The sequence below is a fragment of the Streptosporangium sp. NPDC023615 genome (assembly GCF_040640155.1).
GTDB lineage: Bacteria > Actinomycetota > Actinomycetes > Streptosporangiales > Streptosporangiaceae > Streptosporangium.
Map to the genome: position 1 here is coordinate 57,090 of NZ_JBFABE010000011.1, position 24,778 is coordinate 81,867.

Annotated in this window: 20 protein-coding genes; 8 read left to right on the plus strand and 12 right to left on the minus strand. The window is 73.4% G+C overall.

What is annotated here, in order from left to right; all coding sequences use genetic code 11:
* Nucleotides 1–2 precede the first annotated feature (2 nt).
* The gene (locus AB0G16_RS11465) at nt 3–1,418 is read right to left on the minus strand and encodes a S8 family serine peptidase (protein ID WP_362802416.1); all 1,416 of its coding nucleotides are present in this window, start codon (nt 1,416–1,418) and stop codon (nt 3–5) included.
* A 118-nt stretch (nt 1,419–1,536) separates the two neighbouring features.
* On the opposite strand from AB0G16_RS11465, the gene AB0G16_RS11470 reads away from it, so the two are divergent.
* On the plus strand, nt 1,537–3,585 hold the full coding sequence (locus tag AB0G16_RS11470) for a spermidine synthase (RefSeq protein ID WP_362802419.1): 2,049 nt from the start codon (nt 1,537–1,539) through the stop codon (nt 3,583–3,585).
* A 54-nt stretch (nt 3,586–3,639) separates the two neighbouring features.
* Here the strand turns inward: AB0G16_RS11470 and AB0G16_RS11475 are convergent, their stop codons facing one another.
* The gene (locus AB0G16_RS11475; RefSeq protein WP_362802422.1) at nt 3,640–5,373 is read right to left on the minus strand and encodes an LCP family protein; all 1,734 of its coding nucleotides are present in this window, start codon (nt 5,371–5,373) and stop codon (nt 3,640–3,642) included.
* Nucleotides 5,374–6,123: 750 nt separating this feature from the next.
* Here AB0G16_RS11475 and AB0G16_RS11480 point away from each other — a divergent pair.
* A complete protein-coding gene (locus AB0G16_RS11480) occupies nt 6,124–6,993 on the plus strand; it encodes a LysR family transcriptional regulator (RefSeq protein WP_362802425.1) in 870 nt (289 codons plus the stop codon).
* Between the two features lie 89 nt (nt 6,994–7,082).
* Complete coding sequence (gene folP / locus AB0G16_RS11485) at nt 7,083–7,919, plus strand: dihydropteroate synthase (RefSeq protein WP_362802428.1); 837 nt, start codon at nt 7,083–7,085, stop codon at nt 7,917–7,919.
* A gap of 121 nt (nt 7,920–8,040) precedes the next feature.
* On the opposite strand, the gene AB0G16_RS11490 is transcribed toward folP, so the two are convergent.
* The 4 genes from AB0G16_RS11490 to AB0G16_RS11505 form a co-directional block, all read right to left on the minus strand.
* Nucleotides 8,041–9,459, minus strand: coding sequence for an aspartate aminotransferase family protein (locus tag AB0G16_RS11490; RefSeq protein ID WP_362802431.1), 1,419 nt, complete (start codon nt 9,457–9,459; stop codon nt 8,041–8,043).
* 178 nt (nt 9,460–9,637) lie between these two features.
* Nucleotides 9,638–10,276: a TetR/AcrR family transcriptional regulator gene (locus AB0G16_RS11495; protein WP_362802434.1), complete on the minus strand. Its 639-nt coding sequence runs from the start codon at nt 10,274–10,276 to the stop codon at nt 9,638–9,640.
* A 58-nt stretch (nt 10,277–10,334) separates the two neighbouring features.
* Nucleotides 10,335–11,843 (minus strand): ATP-binding protein, encoded by a 1,509-nt coding sequence (locus tag AB0G16_RS11500; RefSeq protein ID WP_362802437.1) that lies wholly within the window; start codon nt 11,841–11,843, stop codon nt 10,335–10,337.
* Nucleotides 11,840–12,514, minus strand: coding sequence for a response regulator transcription factor (locus AB0G16_RS11505; RefSeq protein WP_362802439.1), 675 nt, complete (start codon nt 12,512–12,514; stop codon nt 11,840–11,842). Before AB0G16_RS11505 ends, AB0G16_RS11500 begins: the two co-directional genes overlap by 4 nt.
* 223 nt (nt 12,515–12,737) lie before the next feature.
* On the opposite strand from AB0G16_RS11505, the gene AB0G16_RS11510 reads away from it, so the two are divergent.
* The 3 genes from AB0G16_RS11510 to AB0G16_RS11520 all read left to right on the plus strand — a co-directional run bounded on the left by AB0G16_RS11510 (nt 12,738) and on the right by AB0G16_RS11520 (nt 16,054).
* Nucleotides 12,738–13,922 carry a DUF2092 domain-containing protein gene (locus tag AB0G16_RS11510; protein WP_362802442.1) on the plus strand — a complete coding sequence of 395 codons (1,185 nt, stop codon included), beginning with the start codon at nt 12,738–12,740 and terminating at the stop codon, nt 13,920–13,922.
* Nucleotides 13,923–14,172: 250 nt separating this feature from the next.
* Nucleotides 14,173–15,183 carry an ABC transporter ATP-binding protein gene (locus AB0G16_RS11515; protein ID WP_362802444.1) on the plus strand — a complete coding sequence of 337 codons (1,011 nt, stop codon included), beginning with the start codon at nt 14,173–14,175 and terminating at the stop codon, nt 15,181–15,183.
* Nucleotides 15,170–16,054, plus strand: coding sequence for an ABC transporter permease (locus AB0G16_RS11520; RefSeq protein WP_362802447.1), 885 nt, complete (start codon nt 15,170–15,172; stop codon nt 16,052–16,054). Before AB0G16_RS11515 ends, AB0G16_RS11520 begins: the two co-directional genes overlap by 14 nt.
* A 57-nt stretch (nt 16,055–16,111) precedes the next feature.
* Here the strand turns inward: AB0G16_RS11520 and AB0G16_RS11525 are convergent, their stop codons facing one another.
* From AB0G16_RS11525 to AB0G16_RS11540, 4 genes are all read right to left on the minus strand, one after another.
* Entirely contained in the window at nt 16,112–18,148 is a 2,037-nt protein-coding gene (locus AB0G16_RS11525) for a beta-galactosidase (protein WP_362802450.1), read from the minus strand.
* A 65-nt stretch (nt 18,149–18,213) separates the two neighbouring features.
* Entirely contained in the window at nt 18,214–19,575 is a 1,362-nt protein-coding gene (locus tag AB0G16_RS11530; RefSeq protein WP_362802453.1) for a sugar ABC transporter substrate-binding protein, read from the minus strand.
* A gap of 34 nt (nt 19,576–19,609) precedes the next feature.
* A complete protein-coding gene (locus tag AB0G16_RS11535) occupies nt 19,610–20,446 on the minus strand; it encodes a carbohydrate ABC transporter permease (RefSeq protein ID WP_362802456.1) in 837 nt (278 codons plus the stop codon).
* Entirely contained in the window at nt 20,443–21,354 is a 912-nt protein-coding gene (locus AB0G16_RS11540; RefSeq protein WP_362802459.1) for a sugar ABC transporter permease, read from the minus strand. Before AB0G16_RS11540 ends, AB0G16_RS11535 begins: the two co-directional genes overlap by 4 nt.
* A 227-nt stretch (nt 21,355–21,581) precedes the next feature.
* On the opposite strand from AB0G16_RS11540, the gene AB0G16_RS11545 reads away from it, so the two are divergent.
* On the plus strand, nt 21,582–22,631 hold the full coding sequence (locus tag AB0G16_RS11545; protein WP_362802462.1) for a LacI family DNA-binding transcriptional regulator: 1,050 nt from the start codon (nt 21,582–21,584) through the stop codon (nt 22,629–22,631).
* A gap of 141 nt (nt 22,632–22,772) precedes the next feature.
* Here AB0G16_RS11545 and AB0G16_RS11550 read toward each other — a convergent pair whose 3' ends face one another.
* Both AB0G16_RS11550 and AB0G16_RS11555 read right to left on the minus strand, forming a co-directional pair.
* On the minus strand, nt 22,773–23,534 hold the full coding sequence (locus tag AB0G16_RS11550) for a YcnI family protein (RefSeq protein ID WP_362802466.1): 762 nt from the start codon (nt 23,532–23,534) through the stop codon (nt 22,773–22,775).
* A gap of 68 nt (nt 23,535–23,602) precedes the next feature.
* Entirely contained in the window at nt 23,603–24,160 is a 558-nt protein-coding gene (locus tag AB0G16_RS11555; RefSeq protein ID WP_362802469.1) for an MFS transporter, read from the minus strand.
* Nucleotides 24,161–24,265: 105 nt separating this feature from the next.
* Here AB0G16_RS11555 and AB0G16_RS11560 point away from each other — a divergent pair, with 105 nt between their 5' ends.
* A complete protein-coding gene (locus tag AB0G16_RS11560; RefSeq protein WP_362802472.1) occupies nt 24,266–24,751 on the plus strand; it encodes a hypothetical protein in 486 nt (161 codons plus the stop codon).
* Nucleotides 24,752–24,778: the final 27 nt, after the last annotated feature.

The window sequence follows — 24,778 nt, forward strand, 5'->3', positions numbered from 1 at the left end:
CCTCACGGTACGCGCCCCGCCCGGCGCCGCAATGAGGCGAGTACCCCGGAGGGGTCGACGACCCCGTAGCCGTGGTCGTCGTCGAACCCGACGTCGCTGCGGTCGTCGGCGGTCCGGCGCAGCAGGGTGCGCAACTGGGCGGGGGACAGCCGGGAGGCGGGCCAGAGGGTGCGCACGGCCGCGACCAGGCCCGCCGCGACCGGGCACGCGGCCGAGGTGCCCGAGTCGGGCTCGTCGTCGCCGAACGCCCGCGAGCCCGAGAAATGGGTGTAGGCGCACAGGTCGGGCTTGCGGGCGAACAGGCGGCCGGGCCCCTGGGAGGAGTAGCCGACCCGCTCGCCGCGGGTGTCGACGCCCCCGACCGACAGCACGGCGGCGTGGGAGTTGGCGCCCGTGATCGGCCGCTCGGGGTAGGCGCAGCGGCCGTCCGGGCAGTCGCGGCCGCAGTTGCCCGCGGCGAAGAGCACGTCCGCGCCGGCCCGCTCCAGGCTGGAGACGATCAGGTTGAACGGGTGGGCCGGGTTGTCGGAGTAGTTGCCCGGATGGCCCGCGGGGAAGTCCCACTCCGGGGAGAAGGACCCCCAGCTGTTGCTGATCACCAGGGAGCGCGAGGCGGCGGGCTGGTCCTCCAGGACGGTGCGCAGGTGGGCGAAGGCCGCCACCGCGTCCGAGAGCAGGCCGTCCAGCGCCGAACCGCCCGGACGCCGGGAGAGCAGCACGGGCACGTCGACGATCGACGCCCTGGGGGCGGCGATGAGCGCGTCGAAGGCGCACATCGTGCCGTGGTCGACGGGGAACTCACCGGCCCTGCCCGTCACCCCCTCGGGCTTCCAGCTGCGCCCCACGTCGAGGGTCACCTCCCGGCCCAGCCGGCGGGCGACGTGCGCGCGGTTGACGCCGCTGTCGAGGATCGCGAGCGCCACCCCGGAGCCGTCCAGACCCTCGGCGGCCAGGTCGGCGACGCCGAGCAGCCGCTCCACGTCGTGCCAGTCACCTACCGGGGGCGTGCCGCCGCAGGTCAGGCCCGGCCGGATCACCGGGTCGGCGAACACCCCCACCACCTCGCGCCGGAGCGCGGGCAGCAGGGTGATCCGGGTGGACACCTCGTCGTCGGAGATCTCCCCGCGGACCAGGACGGAGGCCTCGTCGTCGGCGAAGGAGAACGCCAGCGGCTGGTTCAGCGACAGCGGGTCGCCGCCCCCGGCGGCGGGCACCGGGCGGGGCGCCACGACCGGGGCGTAGGAGGGGTCCAGGACCACCCCGGGCAGCGCGTCGGCGACGTCGGAGGCCGCGGTGCTCATCGTGGGGTCGGCCACGGCCGCGACGACGTCGGGGGAGGGGCGGAGCTGGAGCAGGACCCGCATGACGCACCACCGGGAGTCGAGGGGGATCAGGTCCCACCACATTCCTTCATCCACCCCGGCCGCGTCCAGCCGTTGAAACCCGCACCGAACAGGAGCCATGCCGCATAGACGGTGCAAACAACCGGTGTGGATTTCCTTCCCTGCGCCGGTGTCGATCACTACGTTGGGCGGCATGACCGCAGCGGCGGAGACGACGCCAATCCCGCGCCCCGAAGTCCGGCACGCCCACTGGATGCCCACCCGGCCCAGACTGGTCGTGGCCAGCGGCTTCATGCTCTTCCTGGAGCTGGCCCTGATCCGGTGGACCGGATCGAACATCGTTCACCTGAGCTACTTCACCAATTTCGTCCTCCTGGGATCGTTCCTCGGCATCGGGCTCGGCTTCCTGCGGGTGGGCCGCACCACCCGCCAGCCGTACTACTCGCCGATCGTGCTGGCCGTGCTGGTCCTGGTCGTGCTGTTCTTCCCGGTGACGGTGGACCGCCAGACCGAGGGCGTCCTGTACTGGACGAGCCTGAGCACCAGCGGGCCGCCGCCCTGGCTGATCCTGCCCGTGATCTTCGCCGCGGCGGCGATCGTGCTGATGGGCCCGGCCGAGCTGGTCGGGCGCTGCTTCCCCGAGCTCGAACGGCTGGAGGCCTACCGCTACGACCTGATCGGCAGCCTCAGCGGCATCGGGCTGTTCACCGCGCTGTCGTTCCTCAGCGCGCCGCCGGTGGTGTGGGGGACGATCGCCGCGGTCGCCTACGCGGTGCTGCTGTGGCCCCGCAGGGTCTGGGCCCGCGTGGCGCTGATCGTGCCGTCGCTCGTCATCGTCGGCGCCCTCGCCACCGAGACGCTGACGGCCGGGGCGCTGTGGTCGCCGTACTACAAGGTGACCTACGTGCGCGGGCAGTGGGAGGGCGTGCCGCTGATGGACATCAAGGTCAACGGCATCCCGCACCAGCAGGCCTCACCGGCGAAGAGCCGCCTGGAGTGGGAGCGCCAGTACGCCCTGCCGTACGAGCGGGCCGCCTCCGGCAGGCTGGACGACGTGCTGATCGTGGGCGCGGGCAGCGGCACCGACGTGTCGATCGCCCTGTCCAAGGGCGCCGGGCGGGTGGACGCCGTGGAGATCGACCCCAAGCTGCTCGAGCTCGGCCGCTCCTACCACCCGGACCTGCCCTACGGCGACCCCCGGGTCACCGCCCACGTCACCGACGGCCGCGCCTTCCTGGAGGGGACCTCCAAGAAGTACGACCTGATCCTGTTCGCGCTGCCCGACTCGCTCACCCTGGTCTCCGGGGCCAGCTCGCTGCGGCTGGAGAGCTACCTGTTCACCCAGCAGGCGATGGAGGCGGCCAGGGACCACCTCAAACCCGGCGGCGCCTTCTCGATGTACAACTACTACCGGGAGAGCTGGCTGGTCGACCGGCTCGGCGCGACCATGCAGGCCGCGTTCGGGCACAAGCCGTGCGTCGACATCGTCAGCGAGACCGGCCAGCAGGCGGTCATCACCGCGGGCCTCACCCCGCAGGGACAGCGGTGCGGCGCAGAGTGGGCGGGAGCGACCGCCCAGACCCCGCCGCCGGCCAGTGACGACCTGCCCTTCCTCTACCTGAAGGACCGGACGATCCCGCAGATCTACATCGTCACGCTGGGGCTGATCCTCCTGGTCAGCCTGCTCGCCGTCCGGGCCGTGGCCGGCCCGTACCGCAGGATGCGGCCGTACGCGGACCTGTTCCTGCTCGGGGTGGCGTTCCTGCTCCTGGAGACCAAGAGCGTCACCGGTTTCGCGCTGCTGTTCGGCACCACCTGGGTGGTGAACGCGATCGTGTTCGCTGGGGTGCTGGTCGCCGTGCTCGCCGCGGTGGAGGTGACCCGCCGCTTCCGGGTGCCGTCCCTGCCGGTCATGTACGGGATACTGCTGGCCGGGCTGGTCCTGGCCTGGCTGGTGCCCAACTCCTGGCTGCTGGGGCTGCCGCTGCCGCTGCGCGCGGTGGCGGCCGTGGTCGTGGCGTTCCTGCCGATCTTCGCGGCCAACGTGGTGTTCGCCAAGCGCTTCGCCGACTCCGCCGACCCGACCGTGTCCTTCGGCGCGAACCTGCTGGGCGCCATGGTCGGCGGCTGCCTGGAGTACCTGGCGCTGGTCATCGGCTACCAGGCGCTGCTGATCGTGGCCGGCCTGATCTACCTGGGCGCCTTCGCGCTGCTGCCCAGGACCGCCAAGGCCGTCGCCTGAGGCGGGGCGGCCCCGGGGTTCGTCGGGAACCCCGGGGCCGCCCCGCCCGGCCGGTCAGAATCCGCAGAGCTCGCTGAGGGACTCACCCGTGGGCTTGCCGTTCGGGGTGGGCGTCCGGCCCGGCCGCGCCGAGGCGCTCCGGGAGGGGCCGGGCGTGAAGGCCGACGTCGCGCCGCTCGCACCGGGCGAGGCGGTCACGCCCGCGGCCTGCGGCCGCCGGGCGGGCTGCTCCGAGCGGCGCAGCGCCCTGGCGGTGGCGGTGCGGATCTTCTGCCAGTCGGGCGAGCCGGTGTAGAACTCCGGCGGCACGAACTGCAGGCTGGTGATCCTGGCGTCCTTGACCCTGAGCGCCAGTTCGGTGAGGTGCTCCACCAGCTCGCGGGGGATGTCGGTCTTGGCCATCTTCCTGGCCACACCCGCGATCTTGCCGAAGTTGGTGAGCACGACCGACGGGGTGGCCTGCTGGGCGAAGGCCCCGATGACGCAGCGCTGGCGGGCCATCCGGGAGAAGTCGTCGCTGCCGACGCGGGAGCGCCCGTACCAGAGCGCCTCCTCGCCCGAGAGCGTGCGGTAGCCGGCCTTGATCGTCCCGGCCGTGCCGTACAGGCCGCCCCAGGGGATGTCCCGCTCGACCCTGATCTTCAGGCCGCCGATGGCGTCCACCATCCTGGCGAAGCCGAACATGTTGACCAGGGCGTAGTAGTCGACCTTCAGGTCGAGCGTGTGGCCGATCGCGTCCATCAGCGCCGCCGGGCCCCGCTCCCCGGCCTTCTTGCCCGGCACGACCTCGGGGTGGTCCTCGGCGTACTGCCAGACCTCGTTGAGCAGGCCGCCGTTGGGCAGTTCGCGCATGAAACCGTCGGGGAACCGCTTGCCGAGCGCGCTGCCGGGCGAGAAGCGGACGTGCTGCAGGTTGCGCGGGAGGCTGAACATGACCGTGTTGCCGGTCGCGACGTGCACGCTGGCCACGTTCATGCTGTCGGTCCGCACGCCCTCCCGGTTCCCGGCGCCGTCACCGCCGACGAGCAGGAAGTTCACCCGCTTGCGACCGCCCCACGGGTCCTCGTGCTTGACGGGGACGGCCGTCGGGTCGGCCGAGGTGGGCTTGAAGATGTCGAGGGTCGTCTGCTTGAGGGTCAGCACGGTGTTGGCGGTCAGCGCGAACGGCGCCGTCACCGACACGCAGAGCACGCCCACCACGACGCCCGAGACGATCTGCCCCCTGCCGCTGAGCCGGTTCGGCTTCAGCGTGACGTAGGAGAAGAGCAGCAGCAGGAACCAGGCGACCGCCCCGGCCACGGCCAGGACCACCCCGGTCATCATCGTGGTGTCCCGGGCGAAGACACCGGTGTTGCCGCTCAGGTGGACGACGGCGGCGGTGATCGCGCCGCCCAGCAGCGGCACGCCGAGGGCCGCGAGCAGGATGAACCCGAGGCGGCGCTTCCCCGCCCGCAGGTGCGCCGCACCGGGCAGGATCGCCGAGAGCGCGGTCCAGCCGATGAGGGCGCCGGTCGTCAGCGGCTTGGCGAACCGCGGTCGCGGCCCGGACGCCTCGGCGGCTCCGGCGGTTCCGGCGGTTCCGGCGGCGCCCGCGGTTCCGGCGACAGGGCCGCCCCCCGGTGGAGGCGTGCCCTGCTGCCGCTGACCGTTCCCGGTGGGGGGCGGCTCGTGTCCGTGGTGACCGTTCCGCACCGGGGGCGCCCCCGGGGGGCCGGAGGGGTCCTGGGCGCGGGTGGTCTGCGGCCCGGCGGCGGGGGCCGGAGCCTGCCCGGGGCCCTGGACCCGCACAGGAGGCTGTGCCCGCCCGGGAGGCTGCGCCTGCCCTGGAGCGTGGGCCTGCCCGGAAGTCCGGGCCTGCCCGGGGGCCTGGCCGTGCCCGGGGCCCTGTGCCTGTGCGGGTCCCTGTGCCTGCCCGGGTCCCTGTGCCTGTGCGGGTCCCTGTGCCTGCGGCGGGGCGGGCGCCTGCGAGGGTCCGGCCTGGTTCGGTCTTCCACCTTGGCGTGCGCCGGGGCTCCCACCGCGGCGCCGGGTGCGCCGTTTCCCGCTGTCGTCGGCGAGATCCCCCGAATCTTGCCCAAGGCGCATCGTCACACCGCTTCCTGCTGCGTTTTGCCCGGCTTAGCCTTTGAAGATGACAGGCGTCGGGGTTGAACAGAATTTGCCAGGATTCTAGTCCCCATACCTGGACATGACAGACAGATGGCCAATCTATGGTGAACGACCGCTTAAGGTGCGCCGTCGGGATGGACGCCGGGGCGTCCGGGCGGGCCGGCGGTCCTCGTCGCCCGCCCGAACCGGCGGTCGTCCCGCGGCGGCGAGCCGCGGTCGCGGGGGCGCCCCGGCCGGCGCCACGCCCTCCCGGTGATCCGGACATCCGGCATGAACCACAAGATCGGACTTTTGCCGAATTTAGGGCGTAAGCATACTGATTTATCATCCGTCACGGATGTCGCTGCGTTCGATTACATTCCGAAATCATCCGAGGTGATCTCCGCGATGTGCCGGACCGATCCGGCACCCGTGACCTAGCTTCGAGGCATGAATCTGCAGCAGCTCCGCTATGTGGTCGCGACGGCGGAGCATCGCACCATGACCGACGCGGCCAGGTCGCTGTACATCGCCCAGCCCGCTCTCTCCCGTGCGATCAGGGACCTGGAACGAGAGCTCGGGATGACGTTGTTCGCCCGTTCCGGACGTGGCGTGGTCGTCACGTCCCAGGGACGCCGGGTGGTCAAGCTGGCCCGGGAGGCGCTCGACGCCGTCCGCGAGATCGAGTCCCTGTCCACGCACGGCCAGACGTCCGAGGCGGAGCTCCGCATCGCCTCGATCCCCAGCCTCGAACCGGGGCTGGCCGGGCGTCTCCTCCCCGCGTACACCGCCGAGCACCCGGGGGTACGCATCCACATCGTCCGCTGTGACGGACGGGACGGCGTGGTGAGCGCCATCAGGGACCAGCGGGCCGACATCGGCCTCACGGACCTTCCCGTCCCCACCGATCTGATCAGCCACCCGCTGGAGCGCCAGGAGATCGTGCTGATCTCCCCGCCCGGCGTGGACCTGCCCGACCCGGTGCCGATGAGGAGGCTCAACGGCATGCGGCTGGTGCTGCCGGTGCCCGGCAGCTCCCGGCGCAGGGAGTTCGACGCGCTCTTCGCCAAGCACGGGGTGGCGCCCGTGGTGGCGACGCAGCTCGACGAGCGCGGCAACTGGCTGAACACCGTCCGTTCGGGTACGGCCTCGATGCTCTGGTACCGGGGGATGGCCGAGCAGGCCGCCCGCGCCGGGCTGGTGGTCCGCACCCTCGACCCCTCGGTACGCCGGGTGATCGCCCTCGTGCACGCGCGACGGCGGCTGCCCGCTCTCGCCCAGGAGTTCCTGTCCGTGGCCGAAAGTGGGTCGGCCGCGTAGGGACGCCCGGGTTCCTTCGTTCTCCCCCAGAGGTTCGGCGCAGGTGGGAGCGCCGTCCTCTCCGACACCGGGCTATAGGCTCGGTCTCGATGACTATCCTGCGCCTGCGTGGCCGTGAGTTCCGGCCCGGCGAGTTCGCGATCATGGCGGTGGTCAACCGCACCCCCGACTCCTTCTTCGACCGGGGGAGGACCTACGGCTTCACGGCCGCCCTGGAGGCGGTGGACGCCGCGGTGGCCGGTGGCGCGGACATCGTCGACATCGGCGGTGTGAAGGCGGGCCCCGGCGACGAGGTGGACCCCGCCGAGGAGATCCGCCGCGTCTCCGACCTGGTGGACGCGGTCAGGCGGCGCCACCCCCGGCTCGTCGTCAGTGTCGACACCTGGCGCGCCGAGGTCGGCGAGGTCGTCGCCCAGGCCGGCGCCGACCTGCTCAACGACACCTGGGGCGGTGTCGACCCGGATCTGGCAGGCGTCGCCGCCCGGCACGGCATCGGCCTGGTCTGCGCGCACGCCGGCCGCGTCGCCCCGCGCACCCGCCCGCACCGCGTCGCCTACGACGACGTGGTCGCCGACGTAGTCGGCTACACCGTCGGCCTCGCCGAACGCGCGGTGGCCGCCGGGGTCGCCAGGGAGTCGGTGCTCATCGACCCCGCGCACGACTTCGGCAAGAACACCCGGCACTCCCTGGAGGTCGGCCGCCGCCTGGACGAGATGGTCGCCACCGGCTGGCCGGTGCTCGTCGCGGTGTCCAACAAGGACTTCGTCGGCGAGACCCTCGGCGGCCTCCCCGTGGACGAGCGCCACGCCGGCAGCATGGCCACGCTGGCGGTGTCCGCCTGGCAGGGGGCCCGGGTGTTCCGGGTCCACGACGCCGCCTCCGCCCGCGCCGCGCTCACCACCGTCACCGCGCTGAGAGGCCGGTGACCCGCGGGCGGGCTGGAAGCGGACGCGGGGCGGGAGCGGACGCGGGCCGGGACGCCGCGATCCGGGGGCGGTCGCGCCGGGACTCCCCGGCCCCGGAACGGGCGCGCGGTGACGCCGCGGCTCAGGAGTAGATGACGGACAGGAAGCGGATCAGGATCGCCTCCCGCCGGTCGGCGGGCAGGGCGTCCAGGACCGCGTTGACCACGGCCATCTCCGGCTGCCCGGAACCGCCCAGGTCCACCCCGACCGAGGCCGCCAGCTCGCCGAAGGCCGCGTCGTCCAGCGCGTCCAGGTCCAGGTCCGCGATCAGCTCCACCAGCCCCTCGGGGAGCCGCGCGGGCCCGCGCTCGCGGGCCGCCTCGGCGGACTCGGCGATCACCTCCAGCATCGCCTCGACACCGCGCAGGGTCACCCCGGTCACCGTGACGTGGATGTTGGCCGGGATGCCCGCGTACGACAGCTGCGGCTGCAGGAACCACCCGCGCCGCCTGGCCTCGTCCGAGAGCACGAACACGTCGACCTCGTCGGACCCGAAGGCGACCAGCGCCGAGTCCGCGTCGCCCAGCACCCGCAGGCCCGGGATCTTCGCGACCCCCTCGCGGAGCGCGCGGGCCGCCGCCAGGGTGTTGCGGCCCAGCTCCAGGTAGCCCTCCCGGCCCAGGGCCTGGAAGGTGGCCCACGCGCCGCCCAGCGGGCCCGCGGACTTCGAGCTCTGCACGGTCGCGTTGATCACCGTGTAGCCGGGCCACGACGCCGAGGCGAAGTAGGCCCTGCGCCGCAGCGCCGGGTCGGCGAAGAGCACGACCGAGGCGCCCTTGGGGGCGTAGCCGAACTTGTGCAGGTCGCACGAGAGCGAGGTGACCCCGGGGACCGACAGGTCGAAGGGCGGCACGTCGGCCCCGGCCTCGCGCAGCCACGGCAGCAGCCACCCGCCCACGCAGGCGTCCACGTGGCACGGCACACCGCGCGCCGCGGCGAGGGCGGCGATCTCGGCGACCGGGTCGATCACGCCCTGGGGGTAGGACGGCGCCGAGGCGACCACCAGCACGGTGTCGTCGGTGACGGCCGCCTCCACCCCCGCCACCGAGGCGCGGAACGTCACCGGGTCCACCTCGACGGCGTCCACCACGACCCCGAGATAGTGCGCGGCCTTGTGGAAGGCCGGGTGCGCGGTCACCGGGACCGCCATCCTGGGACGCCCCGTGGTCGGGCGGGAGTCGCGCGCCGCCTTCACCGCCAGCATGATCGACTCGGTGCCGCCGCTGGTGAAGATGCCCGACCCCCCGCCGAGCAGGTCGGCGACCGCGCCGACCACCTGCTTCTCCATCTCCACGACGCTGGGGAACGCCGTGGGGTCGAGGGTGTTGACCTCCAGCATCTCGAAGTAGGCGCGGGCGGCGGCCTCGTGCACCTCGGGACGCCCGGTGTCGTAGACGTACGCGGTCACCTTGCCTCCGCGGACCGGCAGGTCGTCCCGCCGGAGGCGGGCGATCTCGGCGAGCAGCTCGGAGGTGCTGCGGCCCTTGTCGGGAAGGCTCATCGGTCTCCTCGGGGGTACGGCCCGCGCGGGCCGGTGGGGCGCGCGGCCCGCAGGGGCCGCCGGGGGACTGCCAGGATCACACGGATCGCGCCGGCCGTGAGCGGGGGAGCGCCGTGGATTCCCGCCAAAGGTGAAAAATTCTCTCATAAAGGGGATCGGCGATGTCCGAGGACGAGCCTCAGGGCGGCGACCCGGGCAGGAGGGCGACCCGGTGCACCATCCGGTGCAGGTAGCCGCGGAAGCGTTCCAGCACGACGGGGTCGTCGACGCCCTGCCGGTCGCCCGCCCGGTCGAGCACCCCGCTCTGGCAGAACCCGTGCACGCACCACACCACCGACCAGAAGGTGTACTTCATGTCGACGGGCGCCCCGACGTGCCCGGCGTCGACCGCGGGGGTGAGCACGTTGGAGATGAACGTGATCTGCGGCCGGATGTAGCGGCGCTCAAGCTCGGTGAGGTCACTGGCGTCCGAGAGCCACCGGTGCATCCACAGGGAGGGGAACTCCGGATGGGCCAGGCAGAAGTCCAGGTACTGGTCGACGATCCGGTGCACGGTCACCGCCGTCTGCTCGGGGGTCTCGACGGAGGCGCCCTCCAGGGCCTTCTCCAGGAACCCCCGCTCGGCCCGGTACTCGCGCTCCATGATCTCCAGGTAGAGCTCCCGCTTGCCGCCGAACTCCTCGCCCAGCGCCTCGACGCTCAGCCCGGTGGCCTCGGCGATCTGGGCGGCGGACGTGCTGTCGTACCCCAGGGCGGCGAACAGCCTGGTCGCCACCTGCAGGATCAGCTCTCGGCGGCCGCCGTCACCGGACGTCATGCATGCGACGCTAGATCCCCGGCCGGCACCGGCCAAGCAGGTCATCGACAAGCCTCGGTCAAGATAGGGGAAGCCGGACGACCGCCCGCAGACCGGGCGAGGCGTCCTCCAGGTGGACCGCGCCGCCGTGCGCGTTCACGGTCTCGCGCACGATCGCCAGTCCCAGCCCGGCCCCGCCCTCGTCGCGGCTGCGCGCGCTGTCCAGCCGGGTGAAGCGGTCGAAGACCCGCTCCCGGTCGGGCCCGGGGATGCCCGGCCCGTCGTCGGTGACGGTCAGCACGGCGTCGGCCCCCTCGGCCCGCAGCTCGACCAGCACGGGGTCGCGGGTGTGCCGCAGCGCGTTGTCGACCAGGTTGACCAGCACCCGGCCCAGGTCCAGCGCGTCCCCGGTGACCGTGACCGGGCCGCCGGGGACCCGCACCGTGACACCGGCGCCGTACCGCTCGACGGCCCGGGGGACCAGCCGGTCCAGCTCCACCGGCTCCCTGCGCGCCGGCGTGCCGCCCCGCTCGTCCAGCCGGGCCAGCGCGAGCAGGTCCTCGGCCAGCCGGGACAGGCGCATCGTGTCCTCCAGCACGCCCTCGGCCGTCTCCCGCCACTCCTGCCCCCCGGGATGGCCGAGCGCCACCTCCAGCTGCAGCCGGATGCTTGCCAGCGGGCTGCGCAGCTCGTGCGCGGCGTCCGAGACCAGGGCCCGCTGCCGGACGTCGGCCTTCTCCAGCCGGGCCAGCATCGCGTTGAGCGTGGTGGCCAGGCTGTGCACCTCGTCGCGCGCCTCGGGCACCGGCAGGCGGCGCGACCGGGCGGTGTCGGTGATCTCCTCCGCGCCCCGCCTCAGCGCCGCGATCGGCCGCAGTGTCCTGCCGATGATCATCCAGCTCGCCCCCGCGAGCAGCACCAGCAGCAGCGGGGTGCCGACCAGCAGCACGTGCCCGGCGGTGGCCAGACTGGTCTGCACCTCGCTGAAGGGCCGGGCCGCGATCACCGTCAGCCCGTGGTCGGCGCTGAGCACCCGGACCCGCAGCAGGTGCGGGATGCCGTACGGCCCGCCGTCCAGGAAGCGCGCCCGGCCGGCGCCGAGCGCCGCGGCCCGCGCAGGCCCGTCCAGCAGGGGGACCAGCCGGTCGGTGCCGGGGGTGGCGTGGGTGATCCGCCCCCGGCCGTCGACCACCTGGAGGAGCGTGCCGTCCGGCGAGGTCGTCTGGTCGGGCAGCCGCCCGGCGTCGGCCAGCGAGACCGTGTCCCGGGCCCGCTGGTAGATCGACTCGTCGATGGTGCCGATCAGCGCGCTGCCGAGCACGCCCATCATCGCGTACGCCGAGACCGCCAGCACGGCCGAGGCCGCGGCCGAGGCCGCGGCGGTCAGCCGGAAGCGCAGGCTCCTGCGCCGCCACAGCCCGGCCGCGCGGCCTCCCGGCTGCGCGCCCGTGCCGCCGGGCCCGGCCACCCGGCCCGGCGCCACAGCCCGGCCGCCCCGCCCGGCTTCCCGCCCCGTGCCCCGCCCCGTGTCCTGTCCGGTGCCCTGTCCCGTGCCCTGTCCCGTTCCCGGCTCGGTCACCGCGCTCATCCGCCGTCGCCGGCCAGCCGGTACCCGGCTCCCCGCACCGTCTGCAGCGCGTTCCTGGAGAACGGCACGTCGATCTTGCGCCGCAGGTAGCCGACGTAGACCTCGACCACGTTGGGATCGGTGTCGAAGGTGTCCCAGACGTGCTCCAGGATCTCCGTCTTGGAGACCACCTCGTCGTGGTGGCGGATCAGGAACTCCAGCAGCGCGAACTCCCGGGGGGTCAGCTCCACCGGGGTCTCGCCCCGGGTCACCCGCCGCCGTGCCGGGTCCAGCGCCAGGTCACCGGCCCGCAGCACGGCCGGGCGCCGGTTCGCGCCGCGCCGCAGCAGCGCCCTGAGCCTGGCCACCAGCACCACGTAGGAGAACGGCTTGGTCAGGTAGTCGTCGGCCCCCAGGTCCAGGCCGTCGGCCATGTCGTACTCGCCGTCCTTGGCCGAGAGCATCAGCACCGGTACCCAGTTCTCCTCCGCCCTCAGCTGCTTGCAGACGTTGTAGCCGGAGATCTTCGGCAACATGACGTCCAGCACGACCACGTCGTACTCGCCGTGCCTGGCCTGGTGCAGCCCGTCCTCGCCGTCGTGCGCGAGGTCGACCGCGAACCCCTCGGCCTGCAGCCCGCGCTGCAGGGCCGCCGCCATCCGCCGTTCGTCCTCCACGACGAGAATGCGCATCCCTCTCCCTCCGTCACCCGGACGTCACCCGAACGCCACCCGGAACGGCCCATCCTCGGCCATCCGCGCTGAGAGACGGCTGAGAGAGGGCTGAGAATCCTGTGGGTCCTCTCAGTCTGTCTCAGCGTCAGCACAGCGACGTTCACGCACGCTGCTTTCGACGGGGACCGACGGCATACCGTGGAGGAATGAGATGTCCGAGCAAGGAAGACGGGGCCGCGCGATGAGATGGGGCGTGCCGGTCGTCGCGGTCGCGGCGTTGGCCGGGGCCATCGGGGCGGGCCCGGTCATCGCCGCCGTCCAGGGAGATCCCGTGTTGCCCGAGCGCACCGCCGAGCAACTGCTCGCGAGCGCCGCGCGGGCCGGTACGGCCGAGCCGAAGCCCATGTCGGGCACGGTCATGCAGACCGCCTCGCTCGGGTTGCCTGGACTTCCCGACCTGACGGGCATGAGCGGCACCTCGCCCGCCGCCCTGCTCGCGGGCTCGCACGAGCTGAAGGTCTGGTACGGCGGCGCCGACAAGATCCGCCTCGCCATGCCGGGCCGGATGAGCGAGACCGACCTGATCGTCAACGGCGACCAGGTCTGGCTCTGGCAGAGCGACGTGAACAAGGCCACCCGGGTCACGGCCGACGGCGCCGAGAAGGCCGGTGAGCACGGGCCCGCCCGGCGGGCCCATGAGGCGCTGCCGGCGACCACGCCCCAGCAGCTCGCCCGGACGTTGCTGGAGCGGGTAGGCCGGGACACCGTGGTCGGTGTGAGCAGCACCGAGAAGGTGGCCGATCGTGCCGCCTACCAGCTCGCGTTCGCGCCCAAGGACCCCTCCTCCCTGATCAGGGAGGTCAAGCTGGCCCTGGACGGGGAGACGATGGTCCCGCTGCGGGTCCAGGTGTACGCCAAGAGCGCGGCCGAGCCCGCCTTCGAGGTGGGGTTCACCTCCGTCACGTTCTCGCCGCCGGCCGCCGAGAACTTCGCCTTCACCCCGCCCGCCGGGGCCAAGGTCGACCAGACCTCGCTCGGCGAGCTCACCGAGAAGGGCAGGGCCGGCAGGGACGGGTTCGAGGACCACGAGAGGCTCGGGAAGAAGGTCAAGGTCGTCGGCAGCGGCTGGACCACGGTCGCGGTGCTGCCCGTGCCCGAGGACCTCGGGGCCGTGGCGAAGCCGGGACAGGACGCCCCGGCGAAGGACGCCGGCGGCCAGGACGTCCTGGGGCACAACTCTCCCAGGCAGGACGCCACCGCGATCGCCGATGCCCTGCGCAAGTCCGCCACGCCGATCAGCGGGCCGTGGGGCAGCGGCCAGGTCGTCCGGACCAAGCTGGTCTCCGCGCTGCTGACCGACGACGGCCGCCTCCTGGTCGGCGCCGTCACGCCGGAGAGGCTCGTCGAGGCGGCCGGGCGGAAGTGAGTCCGGCCCGGGGAGGGACACCGGCCGGTTCCCTCCCCGGGACCAGGGGCCCTGCCTCGCCGGGACGACCGACGGGCACGACGAGCGATGGGGGAGAAGTGCCGATCACGCAGAACGCCGGGACCGGCCGGTCCCGGGACGACGATCCGGCGAGGCCGTGGCCGCGGACGGACCCGGGAACGGGCGTTCGCACGGACAACCGCACGGACAACCGCACGGGCATCCGGACGGACACGGGAACGGGGGCGCCGTGACCGCCGTGACGGACGCGCCGGGCGCGAGGGACGCCGGGAGTGCCGGGGACGCCGTGCCGGGCCCGGACGACGGCGAGGGGTTCTCCGTCGTCACCGCCGGGCTGACCAAGCGGTTCAGGAGCGGCCAGGTGGCGGTGGACTCCCTCGACCTCGCCGTGCCCGCCGGATCGGTCTTCGGTTTCCTGGGGCCCAACGGCTCGGGCAAGACCACGACCATCCGCATGCTGCTCGGCCTGGTGACGCCGACGGCCGGGAGCTGGCGGCTGCTGGGCGCGCCGATGCCCGGTCCGATGGGCGGCGTGCTGCCCAGGGTGGGGGCGCTGGTCGAGGGGCCGGCCTTCTACCCCTACCTGTCGGGCGAGGCCAACCTGCGCCGCTACGACGCCGCCGACCCCTCGGCCGACCCGCGTACCGCCTCGGCCAGGATCGGGCTCGCGCTGGAGCGGGTGGGCCTGGCCGCGGCGGCGGGCAAGCGCTACCGGGCCTACTCGCTCGGCATGCGCCAGCGGCTGGCCATCGCCGCCACGCTGCTCGGCCCGAGGGAACTGCTGGTCCTGGACGAGCCGACCAACGGCCTGGACCCGCAGGGCACCCGGGAGGTACGCGCGCTGGTCAAGGAGATCGCCGCCGAGGGGACGACCGTGTTCGTCTCCTCCCACCTGCTGGCCGAGGTGGAGCAGGTCTGCTCCCACGCGGCGATCATGCGGGCGGGCCGGCTGGTCGTCCAGGGGACCATCGCCGGGCTGCTGGCCGGTGAGGCGGTGCGGGTCCGGGTGCTGACGCCCGACACCGCGAGGGCCGCGGCCGTGCTGGCCGCGCTCGGGCTGGCGGAGATCCGCTCCGGCGACGGCGAGGTCGGCGCGGCGCTGGGGACCGCCGCGCCCGAACGGGTCTGCGCCGCCCTGGTCGACGGCGGCGTCGCCGTACGCGGCCTGGCCGTCCAGCGGCCCAGCCTGGAGGACGTGTTCGTGGGCCTGACCGGGGAGGGATTCGATGTCGACGGTTGACGCGGGCGGGAGGCCGACCGGCACGGCGGCGGCCCCGGTGAGGGTGGGCGCCTCCCGGGCGTGGCTGCGGCTGTTCGGCTCCGAACTCGGCCTGATCTTCCGGCGGCCCAGGAACCTCGCCATACTCGCGGTGCTGGCCGTGATCCCGGTGCTGGTCGGCGTGGCGGTGCGGACGTTCGGCGGTTCCGGTGAGGGCGAGGGGGCGGGGATCTTCGCGCAGGTCGCAGGGAACGGGCTGTTCCTCACCTTCGCCGCGCTCTACCTGCTGGTGCAGCTGCTCCTGCCGGTCGCCGTCGCGATCGTCGCCGGCGACGCGATCGCCGGGGAGGCGGGCATCGGCACGCTGCGCTACCTGCTCACCGCCCCGGCCGGCCGGAGCAGGCTGCTGGCCGTCAAGTACGCGGGCGTGGTCGTCTTCTGCCTGGCCGCGGTCGGCGTGGTGGCACTGGCCGCCCTGCTCAGCGGCCTGGTGCTGTTCCCGGTGGGGCCGATCACGCTGCTGTCGGGAGGGACGATCCCCTTCCTGGACGGCCTGCTGCGGATCGGCGTCGTCGTGCTGTACGTCACCGCGGGCATGGCGGCCCTGGCCGCCGTGGCGCTGGCCCTGTCGACCCTGACCGAGGTCTCCGTCGGGGCCATCGCCGGGACCGTGGTCCTCGTCATCGTGGCCCAGGTGCTGGGGAGGCTTCCGCAGCTCGCCGCGATCGGGCCTTACCTGCTGACCGAGTGGTGGGGCGGCTTCGACGCGGTGCTGCGCGATCCGGTGGCCACCGGCGACCTCGGGCGGGGGCTGCTGGTCTTCGCCGTCCACGCCGTCGTGTTCGGCTCGGTCGCCTGGGCCCGTTTCACCGGCAAGGACATCACCGCCTGACCGCCGTCCCCGCGGGCTCCCCGGGCCGCGGCCGGGGAGCCTCCCCGCGGACCGTCGTCAGGGCGCGGGGACGCGCAGCACCACCAGGTCCGTCGCGGGCACCTCGACCCACCCGCCGGGGGCGTGCTCGGTGCCGGTGAGCAGGTCGACGCCGCCCGCGCGCAGCCACGCCGGGGCGGCGGAGTGGTTGAGGGCGAACAGGAAGTCGCCCTCCGGGCCGCGCCGCCGCACCACCTCCAGGCCGGGCGTGGTCTCGGCGGCGGGGGTCACGCCCGCCTCGGTGAGGACGCGGCCGAGCAGCGCGGCCACCGCCCGCGGGTCGAGCCGGGTGGCGACGTACCAGGCCCGGCCCGCGCCGTGGGAGTTGACCGTGACCGCGGGGACGCCGGCGAGCGGGCCGCCGGCGTAGCGGGCCACGGCCGTGGCGGTGGAGGTCTCCAGCAGCTCGGTCCAGTCGGTGGCCGCCCACGCGGGCCCGGCCACGTCGGTGTGCACGGTGGCGGTGACGCCGGGCGGCAGCGGGAAGAACTCCTCCGTCCGCACGCCCAGCAGGTCGCGGAAGGCGCCGGGGTACCCGCCGAGCCGGACGTGGTCGTTCTCGTCGACGATCCCGGAGAAGTACGTCGTCAGCAGGTGGCCGCCCGCCTCGACGTAGTCGGCCAGGCGCCGGTTGGTCTCGTCGGTGGTCAGGTGCAGGGTCGGCGCGAGCACCAGCCGGTAGCCGTCCAGGCCGGTGCCGACGGGCACCACGTCGACGGTCACGCCCGCCCGCCACAGCGCCTCGTACCAGCCCAGGGCGAGCTCGCGGTAGCGGAGCCGGTCGCTGGGGTGGGAGTCCAGCTCGGCGGCCCACCACGACTCCCAGTCGAAGAGCAGGGCGACCTCGCCGACCACGCGGGAACCGGCGATCGGGGCGAGCGCGGCCAGGTCGCGGCCGAGCCCCGTCACCTCGCGCCAGATCTTGGAGCGGGTGCCGGCGTGCGGCACCATGCCCGAGTGGTACTTCTCCGCGCCCGCGCGGGAGGCGCGCCACTGGAAGAAGCAGGCGCCGTCCGCGCCGCGCGCCACGTGGGCCAGGCTGCCCAGCCGCATCGCCCCGGCCGGCCTGGCGACGTTCACCGGCTGCCAGTTCACCGCGCCGGTCGCGTGCTCCATCAGCAGCCACGGCGCGCCGCCCGCCACGCCCCGGGTCAGGTCGGCGGAGAAGGCCAGCTCGATCTCGGGCCGCTCCCTCGCCCCGTCGGGGTAGTGGTCGTTGGAGACCAGGTCCACCTCGCCCGCCCACGAGGCGTAGTCCATGTTCCTGGTCCCACCCATGATCATGAAGTTGGTGGTCACCGGGACGTCCGGGGTGATCCGGCGCAGCACGTCGCGCTCGGCGCGGAGCTGGTCGCGCAGCGCGTCCGAGCAGAACCGGGCGAAGTCGAGCTGCTGGGTCGGGTTGACGTACGAGGCGGCCAGGCGCGGGGGCAGGATCTCCTCCCAGCCGGAGTAGACCTGGCTCCAGAAGTCGGTTCCCCAGGCGGCGTTGAGGCCGTCGAGGCTCTTGTGCCGCTCGCGCAGCCAGTCCCGGAACGCCGCCGCGGAGACGTCGCAGTGGCAGCGGGCGTTGTGGCAGCCCAGCTCGTTGGAGACGTGCCACAGGGCCAGGGCCGGGTGCTCCCCGTAGCGCAGGGCCATCTCCTCGGTCAGCCGCAGCGCGTGCTCGCGGTAGACCGGCGAGCTGGGGCACCACGCCTGGCGCCCGCCGTGGTGCAGGCGCCGTCCCTCGTGGTCCACCGGCAGGATCTCGGGGTGGGCGTGGGTCAGCCACGGCGGGGGAGAGGCGGTGGCCGTCGCCAGGTCGACGGCGACACCGCCCTCGTGGAGCAGGTCCAGGACCCGGTCCAGCCAGCCGAAGTCCCACCGGTCCGGTGCGGGCTGGAGCCGGGCCCAGGAGAAGATCCCCACGCTGACCAGGTTGACCCCGGCCTCCCGCATCAGCCGGACGTCCTCGTGCCAGACCTCCTCGGGCCACTGCTCGGGGTTGTAGTCGGCGCCGTAGGCCAGGCCGGTGGGCCGGGGCCAGCGGATCCAGCGCTGCGGCATGTCCATCCTTTTAACGATATTTCCGGCGATGGCCGGAATGTGGGAGCGGGAAACGGGGGGCGGGAGCGGGGTCAGGATCCGGAGACCGTGAAGCCCTGCTGCCGGGCGTAGCCGGCGATCTGCTGCTGCCACGCGGTCAGGGCCGCGCCCAGGTCGGTGCCGCCGGCGATCGCCTGGCCCACGGTGTCCTTGAAGACGCTGTTGGCGTAGACCTGGAACGGCAGGTACTGCCAGCCCTTGCCCACCTGGGCGGCCCCCTCGGCGAACACCCTGTTGGCCTGCTGGTCGCCCAGGACCGGGATCTTCGCGTCGAGGAACTCGGGGCTCTCCAGCAGCTCCCTGGTCGCCGGGAACAGGCCGGAGGCGGTGTTCAGCGACCTGACCGCCTCGGGGTCGGTGTTCAGCCACCGGGCGAAGCCCACGGCCGCGAGCGGGTTCTTGCTCTGCGCGAGCACGGACACGCCCGAGCCGCCGTTCTCGGCGTTCGCCGGCGCGGAGGCGTCCCAGGCGGGCATGGGCGCGGCGCGCCACTTGCCCTTGGACTGCGGGATCGTGCTCTCGATGGCGCCGGGCGCCCAGGCACCCGCCATCCACATCGCGTACTTGCCGCTCGCCATGTCCTTCCACCACGCGTCGTTCCAGCCCGCCACGGGGTCGACGAGCTTGTCCCTGGTCAGCCTCGACCACATCTCGGCCCAGCGCCGGCCGCCCTCGTCCAGGAAGCCGATCCGGGTGGTGGTGGCGTTCTCGATGGCGAACGGCCGCCCGCCCGCCTGCCAGATCAGGCTGTCGACGCCGCCCGCGTCACCGGGGTCGAGGCTGGTGATGAAGTTGGCGGGGTCGTCCTTCTTGATCTTCTCGGCGACGGCGACGAACTCGTCCCACGTCTTCGGCGGCTCCAGCCTCAGCCGCTCGAAGACGTCGGTGCGGTAGAACATCGTCATCGGGCCGGTGTCCTGCGGGACCGCGTAGACGCCGCCGTTGACGTTGACCTGGTCCCAGGCCGAGGGGCTGAACCTCTCCTTGAGCTCGGCCGCGCCGTAGGCGTTGAGGTCGACCACGGCCTTGGAGAGCGCGAACTGCGGCAGCGCGAAGTACTCCAGCTGCGCCACGTCCGGCGCCCCGCTGCCGGCCTTCACCGCGGACTGGAGCTTGGTGTAGTGGGCGGCGGACTGCCCGGCGTTGACCAGGTTGATCTTGACCTTGGGGTACTTCCTCTGGAACAGCGCCACCGTCTTGTCGATGTTGGGCACCCACGACCAGAACGTCAGCGTGGTGTCGGTCTGCAGGGCCTTGTCGATGTCGGCGGACCCGGCGCTCGCCCCGGCCGCCGGCGCGCCGGAGGGCGGGACGGGCGAGCCGCCGCAGGCGGCCAGCGTGAGCAGGGAGAGGCAGAGCGCTGCGGCCGAGGCCGCCCGCGTGGCAGGACGCATGGTGAGAAACCTCCGGAGGCGGTGGTGAGGGGTGCTACTTGACGGCGCCGGCCGACAGGCCGGACTGCCAGTAACGCTGGAGGAGGAGGAAGGACACGACGAGCGGGACGATCGCGACGAGCGACCCGGTGAGCACCAGGTTGTAGACGGCCTGGCCGCCCGCGGCGCTGCCCGCCTGGCTGTTCCACTGGTTCAGCCCGACGGTCAGCGGGTACCAGGCCGGGTCGCTCAGCACGATCAGCGGCAGGAAGTAGTTGTTCCAGGTGGCGACGAGGGTGAACAGCAGCACGGTCACCAGGCCCGGCCGCAGCAGGCGCAGCGAGATGGACAGGAAGATGCGCAACTCCCCGGCGCCGTCCAGCCGGGCCGCCTCCATCATCGAGGTCGGCACCGCGTCGGCGGCGTAGACGCGCATCAGGTAGAGGCCGAACGGGCTGGCCAGCGCCGGGATCAGCACCGCCCATGGGGTGTTCACCAGGCCGAGCCGGGTGAACAGCAGGAACGTCGGCACGGCGAGCGCCGTGGTGGGCACCGTGATCGCGCCCAGCACGATCGCGAACAGCACCCGCGAGCCGGGGAAGTCGTACTTGGCCAGGGCGTAGCCGCCCAGGGCCGCGATCACGGTGGCGCCGCCCGCCCCGGCGACCGCGTAGAGCACGGTGTTGAGGAACCAGCGGCCGTAGACGCCGTCCTGGTAGGTGAAGACCTGGCGGACGTTGTCGACGAGGGCGAAGTCGTCGGCGAACCACAGGCCGAAGCTGTCGAACAGCCCGGCGTTGGTCTTGGTCGCGCTGAAGAACAGCCAGACCAGCGGGAGCAGGCAGTACAGCAGCATCGCCAGCATCGGGACCGTGAGCACGGCGCGCTTCACGACAGGCGCTCCCTTCGGGCGGTGACCAGCTGCACCGCGTAGGCCACGACGATGGTCACGCCGCCGAGCACCACGGCGACCGCGGCGGAGTAGTTGTACTGCTGGCCGTTGAAGGCCAGGTTGTAGGCGTACATGTTGGGCGTGTAGTAGGTGGTGATCTCCGCCGGGGCCAGCGTGGTCAGCACGTTCGGCTCGTTGAAGAGCTGGAAGCTGCCGATGATCGAGAAGATCGCGGCGAGAAGCAGGGCCGGGCGCAGCGCGGGCAGCTTGATGCTCACAGCCTTGCGTACCTCGCCGGCGCCGTCGATCGCCGCCGCCTCGTACAGCTCGCCGGGGACCACCCGCAGCGCGGCGTAGAGGATCAGCACGTTGTAGCCGGTCCACTCCCAGGTGACGATGTTGCCGATCGAGGCGAGGATCCACGAGCCCGACAGCGCCTGGCCGCCCAGCAGGCCGAACTCGTCGCCGTAGAGGTAGCCCCACATCAAGGCGGCGACCACGCTCGGGACCGCGTACGGCACGAAGATCCCCAGGCGGTAGGCGCTGGCGAGGCGGAGCCGGCCGCTGTCCAGCGCGAGCGCCACCAGCAGGGCGAGCGCGAGCATGACCGGGACCTGCACCGCCAGGAAGAGCCCCACCCGCAGCAGGCCGGCGTGGAAGAGCCGGTCCTGGAAGGCGGCGGCGTAGTTGGCCAGGCCGACGAAGACGTTCCCGCCGACCAGCCGGTCCTGGAAGAGGCTCAGGTGGAGCGCGTAGGCCAGCGGCGTCACGATCGCGAACAGGAAGACGACGCAGAACGGGGCGGCGAAGGCCCATCCCACCCAGGGGCGTCGTACGGAGCTTCGGCGCGAGCGTGTCCTGGGGGTCGCGGGCCGTGCCGCCCTCGCGCCGAGGGGCGTGTCTGTCATATGACGTCTGCCCTCCTTGTCCATGTTAGCGCTGCCATGGCCGCACGGCATGAGCATCACGGTGCGCGATCGGGCGCGTCAATAGATTGCCGAGGTGAGCAGGAAACATTTCCGTAACACGCGCCCGCCGTCATCGGGCATCGGGACGCTAGTGTGTTAGCGCTGCCACAGCTGGGTCGGGGAACCGCGGCGACGTGACACCATTCTGCGGGGAGAGGGGAGGTCGGGTGACGGCGGTCGACGACGGATCACGGGCCGGCAGGGGGCGCGGCCACGGCGCCCCGTCCATGGCGGACGTGGCCCGGCTGGCCGGGGTGTCCCCCCAGACCGTCTCCCGGGTGGCCAACAACCGCACCAACGTCGAGGACGCCACCAGGGAGCGGGTCCTGAGCGCGATGCGGGCGCTGGGGTACCAGCCCAACAGCGCCGCCCGCGCGCTGGCGACCGGAAGGTTCGGCACCATCGGGGTGATCAGCTTCACGCTCAGCCGGTACGGCAACGTGCGCACCCTGGACGGCATCGCCACCGCCGCCCGCGCGGCCGGCTTCTCCATCAACCTCGTCGGGGTCACCGCCCCCACCCACCAGGAGTTCCGGGACGCCTTCACCAGGCTCAGCACCCAGGCGATCGACGGGGTGGTGATCATCGAGTCCGAGGTGCTCGACATGCGGACGCTGCGCCTGCCGCCGGGCGTGCCCGTCGTGCTGTCGGACGGCTACGGCGGCCACAGCTACCCCGTGGTCGACTCCGACCAGGCGGCCGGCGCGCGGCTGGCCACCGAGCACCTGCTCGACCTCGGCCACCCGACCGTCTGGCACGTGGCCGGCCCGCACGACTCCAACTCCGCCCGGCACCGCCACACCTCCTGGCGCCAGACCCTGGAGCGGGCCGGACGGCCGGTGCCCCAGGTGCTCTTCGGCGACTGGACCGCCGACTCGGGCCACCTGGTCGGAGGCTATCTGGCCCGGCGGCCCGAGGTGAGCGCCGTCTTCGCCGCCAACGACCAGATGGCCCTGGGCGTGATGCGCGCCATGCACGAGGCGGGCCGCGCGGTCCCCGGCGACGTCAGCGTGGTCGGCTTCGACGACATGCCGGAGTCGGCCCACTTCTGGCCCGGCCTGACCTCGATCCGGCAGGACTTCGACCGCAACGGCCAGCTCTGCGTCGACATCCTGCTGGAGCAGATCCGCACCCGGGCCGAGGCCCCGGGCGAGACCCACCTGGTCCCGGTGGAACTGGTCGTCCGAGGCAGCTCCGGCCCCTGGCGGGGTCGCTGACGGAAGGCGCCGCGGCCGGGCCGCCGGCGACGACCGCGAGGGCGGCCCGGCGGCCCGGCCGCGGCGCCGATCACCCGATCACCCGGGGGACCGGGCGGCGGCCGGAAGGGCGGTCCGGGCGGTCCGGGCGGATCAGGCGGGTCAGGAGGTACGGCCGCGGCGCAGGCCGAGCCCGCCGATCACGACCCCGGCGAGCCCGAGCACCAGACCGGCCCCGCCGAGCAGGCGGGCGGTGCCGTCCGGCCCCCGGGAGGCGGCGGGCGCCACCGAGGGGGCGGCCGCGGCGGCCGAGGACGCCGCCGGGGAGGCCGGCGCGGGGGAGGCCGGCGCGGGCGACGCCGAGGCCCCGTGCCCCGAGCCCTCGGCGGCGGGCGTGAGCGTGAGCACCGGGGCCGGGTGCTCGGGCTCGGAGCCGTCGGCCTTGGGCTCGTCGTCCCAGCGGACGACCTCGCCGCCGCTGTAGGTCTGCACGGCCGGGAAGACCAGCCGGTCGACGCCGGTGGGCAGCGCGCCCATCGAGACCTCGAACTCCTGGAACTGGCCGGGCTCGATCTTCCCGCCCGACCAGGTGACCTTGGTGACCGCCTCGGTGAGCTCGCCGTACTCGGTGGTGACCGGCTTGGGCAGCTTGCCCTCGACCACCTTGACGTCCCAGCCGGGGACCGGCCTGACCGAGACGAACGCCAGCGGGTGGTCGACGGGGAAGGTCACCTCCAGCCTGGTCGTCGAGGCGTCGTCACGCTCGTTCGGCACCCGGAAGGCGACCTTGGTGAAACCGCCCTGCTGGGCGCTGGAGGGGTTGATCGTGACGTGCGCGAGCGCGGGCAGGGCCAGGCCCAGCGTCAGGGCGGTGACACCGGCGGTGACGGCGGCCAGGCGACGGCAGGTACGGGAAAACGACATGGTGGATCTCCACTTCGGCGACTCGGCGGACCGGGGACACCCGGCCGCGGACGAACTTCTGGGTCGGTTCAGCCGGCGGGCAGTGGAGGACCACGCCGGCTGACGCAGTGACGCAGGACGGTTCGTACGACCGGAGAGGCGCCGTGGGGGTACGCGCGCGGGGTCCCGGCCCCCGCCGGGGGACGGAGGAGGAACACCACGAGCCCGAGCAGCTCGCCGAGGCGGCGGGTGGCCGAGCGCAGCAGCGCCCACAGCACGGTCTCGCCGCGGGCCAGCCACCAGCCGGTGATCAGCGTCGCGGTGAGGTGCGCCAGCAGCATGCCCAGGCTCTCGCCCAGCCCTCCGCCGTGGGCGTGCCAGGGCGGCGGCCCGGTGGTGTCGCCCAGCGCGAACAGCTCGTGCAGCGACACCTGGAGCACCGCCAGGCCGGTGCTGATCGCCGCCGTGGACCGCTCGCGCCCGGCGAGCGGCACGGCCGACGCCATGACCGCGGCCCCGCTCGCGGCCACCGCCCACGCGGCGGGCCCCGAGCCGCCCGCGACCACGTGGCCGAGGACGGCGAGCGTCACGCAGACGGCCGAGAAGGCGGCCGCGCGCACGAGTCGTAGGGGTAGCCGGGCACGCATGGTGACCCACATGCTCTCACGCCCCGGCCCCCCTGCCACCCGGGAGTTTTTGCCGGTATCGTGACCGCGACCGCGACTCGTCCTGCAGGACCCGGGGTGGTAGGCATGCGGCACGTCCTTGGACTCCTCACCGGCCTGGTCGTGACGGCGGTGCTGCTCCTGGGAGCCGGCTGGGCCGTGATGGAGGCGAACACGGCCCTCTTCCTCCCCGGTGCGAGCCCGCCCGCCGGGTGGCCCGAGAGCGGGCCGTCGACCTGGACCGCTCTCGGCGTGATGGCCGGGGTCGGGCTGGTGACCGGGCTGGTGGCCGCCGGTCGCGTCTCGCCGCTGGCCACCTTCGTCCCCTCGATGGCCCTGCTCGCCTGGAGCGTGGTCTATGCCCTGGACCTCAGGCGCGCCCTGGCCCTCGCCCCCGGCGACCCGGCCATGCCCGAGGCGCTCCTGCAGGCCGGGCGCGGCATGGGGATGCTGCTGACCACCGGGGTCTACGCCCTGCTCGGCGTCCTGCTCTTCCTGCCGGCGCTGATGTCCTCCCGCTGGACCTCCCGGCCCGGGGACGGGGAGTACGCCGAGGCCGGCGAGGGTTACTGACCCGGGGCCGGCGTCCGGGGACTCCCC

What these genes read in the sequence shown, in the direction of transcription:
- AB0G16_RS11520 (WP_362802447.1), top strand. Translation starts at nt 15,170, where the DNA reads ATGTCGACGGTTGACGCGGGCGGGAGGCCGACCGGCACGGCGGCGGCC.
- AB0G16_RS11470 (WP_362802419.1), top strand. Translation starts at nt 1,537, where the DNA reads ATGACCGCAGCGGCGGAGACGACGCCAATCCCGCGCCCCGAAGTCCGG.
- AB0G16_RS11480 (WP_362802425.1), top strand. Translation starts at nt 6,124, where the DNA reads ATGAATCTGCAGCAGCTCCGCTATGTGGTCGCGACGGCGGAGCATCGC.
- AB0G16_RS11495 (WP_362802434.1), bottom strand. Translation starts at nt 10,276, where the DNA reads ATGACGTCCGGTGACGGCGGCCGCCGAGAGCTGATCCTGCAGGTGGCG.
- AB0G16_RS11525 (WP_362802450.1), bottom strand. Translation starts at nt 18,148, where the DNA reads ATGGACATGCCGCAGCGCTGGATCCGCTGGCCCCGGCCCACCGGCCTG.
- AB0G16_RS11490 (WP_362802431.1), bottom strand. Translation starts at nt 9,459, where the DNA reads ATGAGCCTTCCCGACAAGGGCCGCAGCACCTCCGAGCTGCTCGCCGAG.
- AB0G16_RS11555 (WP_362802469.1), bottom strand. Translation starts at nt 24,160, where the DNA reads ATGCGTGCCCGGCTACCCCTACGACTCGTGCGCGCGGCCGCCTTCTCG.
- AB0G16_RS11510 (WP_362802442.1), top strand. Translation starts at nt 12,738, where the DNA reads ATGAGATGGGGCGTGCCGGTCGTCGCGGTCGCGGCGTTGGCCGGGGCC.
- AB0G16_RS11530 (WP_362802453.1), bottom strand. Translation starts at nt 19,575, where the DNA reads ATGCGTCCTGCCACGCGGGCGGCCTCGGCCGCAGCGCTCTGCCTCTCC.
- AB0G16_RS11540 (WP_362802459.1), bottom strand. Translation starts at nt 21,354, where the DNA reads ATGACAGACACGCCCCTCGGCGCGAGGGCGGCACGGCCCGCGACCCCC.
- AB0G16_RS11550 (WP_362802466.1), bottom strand. Translation starts at nt 23,534, where the DNA reads ATGTCGTTTTCCCGTACCTGCCGTCGCCTGGCCGCCGTCACCGCCGGT.
- AB0G16_RS11500 (WP_362802437.1), bottom strand. Translation starts at nt 11,843, where the DNA reads ATGAGCGCGGTGACCGAGCCGGGAACGGGACAGGGCACGGGACAGGGC.
- AB0G16_RS11560 (WP_362802472.1), top strand. Translation starts at nt 24,266, where the DNA reads ATGCGGCACGTCCTTGGACTCCTCACCGGCCTGGTCGTGACGGCGGTG.
- AB0G16_RS11505 (WP_362802439.1), bottom strand. Translation starts at nt 12,514, where the DNA reads ATGCGCATTCTCGTCGTGGAGGACGAACGGCGGATGGCGGCGGCCCTG.
- folP (WP_362802428.1), top strand. Translation starts at nt 7,083, where the DNA reads ATGACTATCCTGCGCCTGCGTGGCCGTGAGTTCCGGCCCGGCGAGTTC.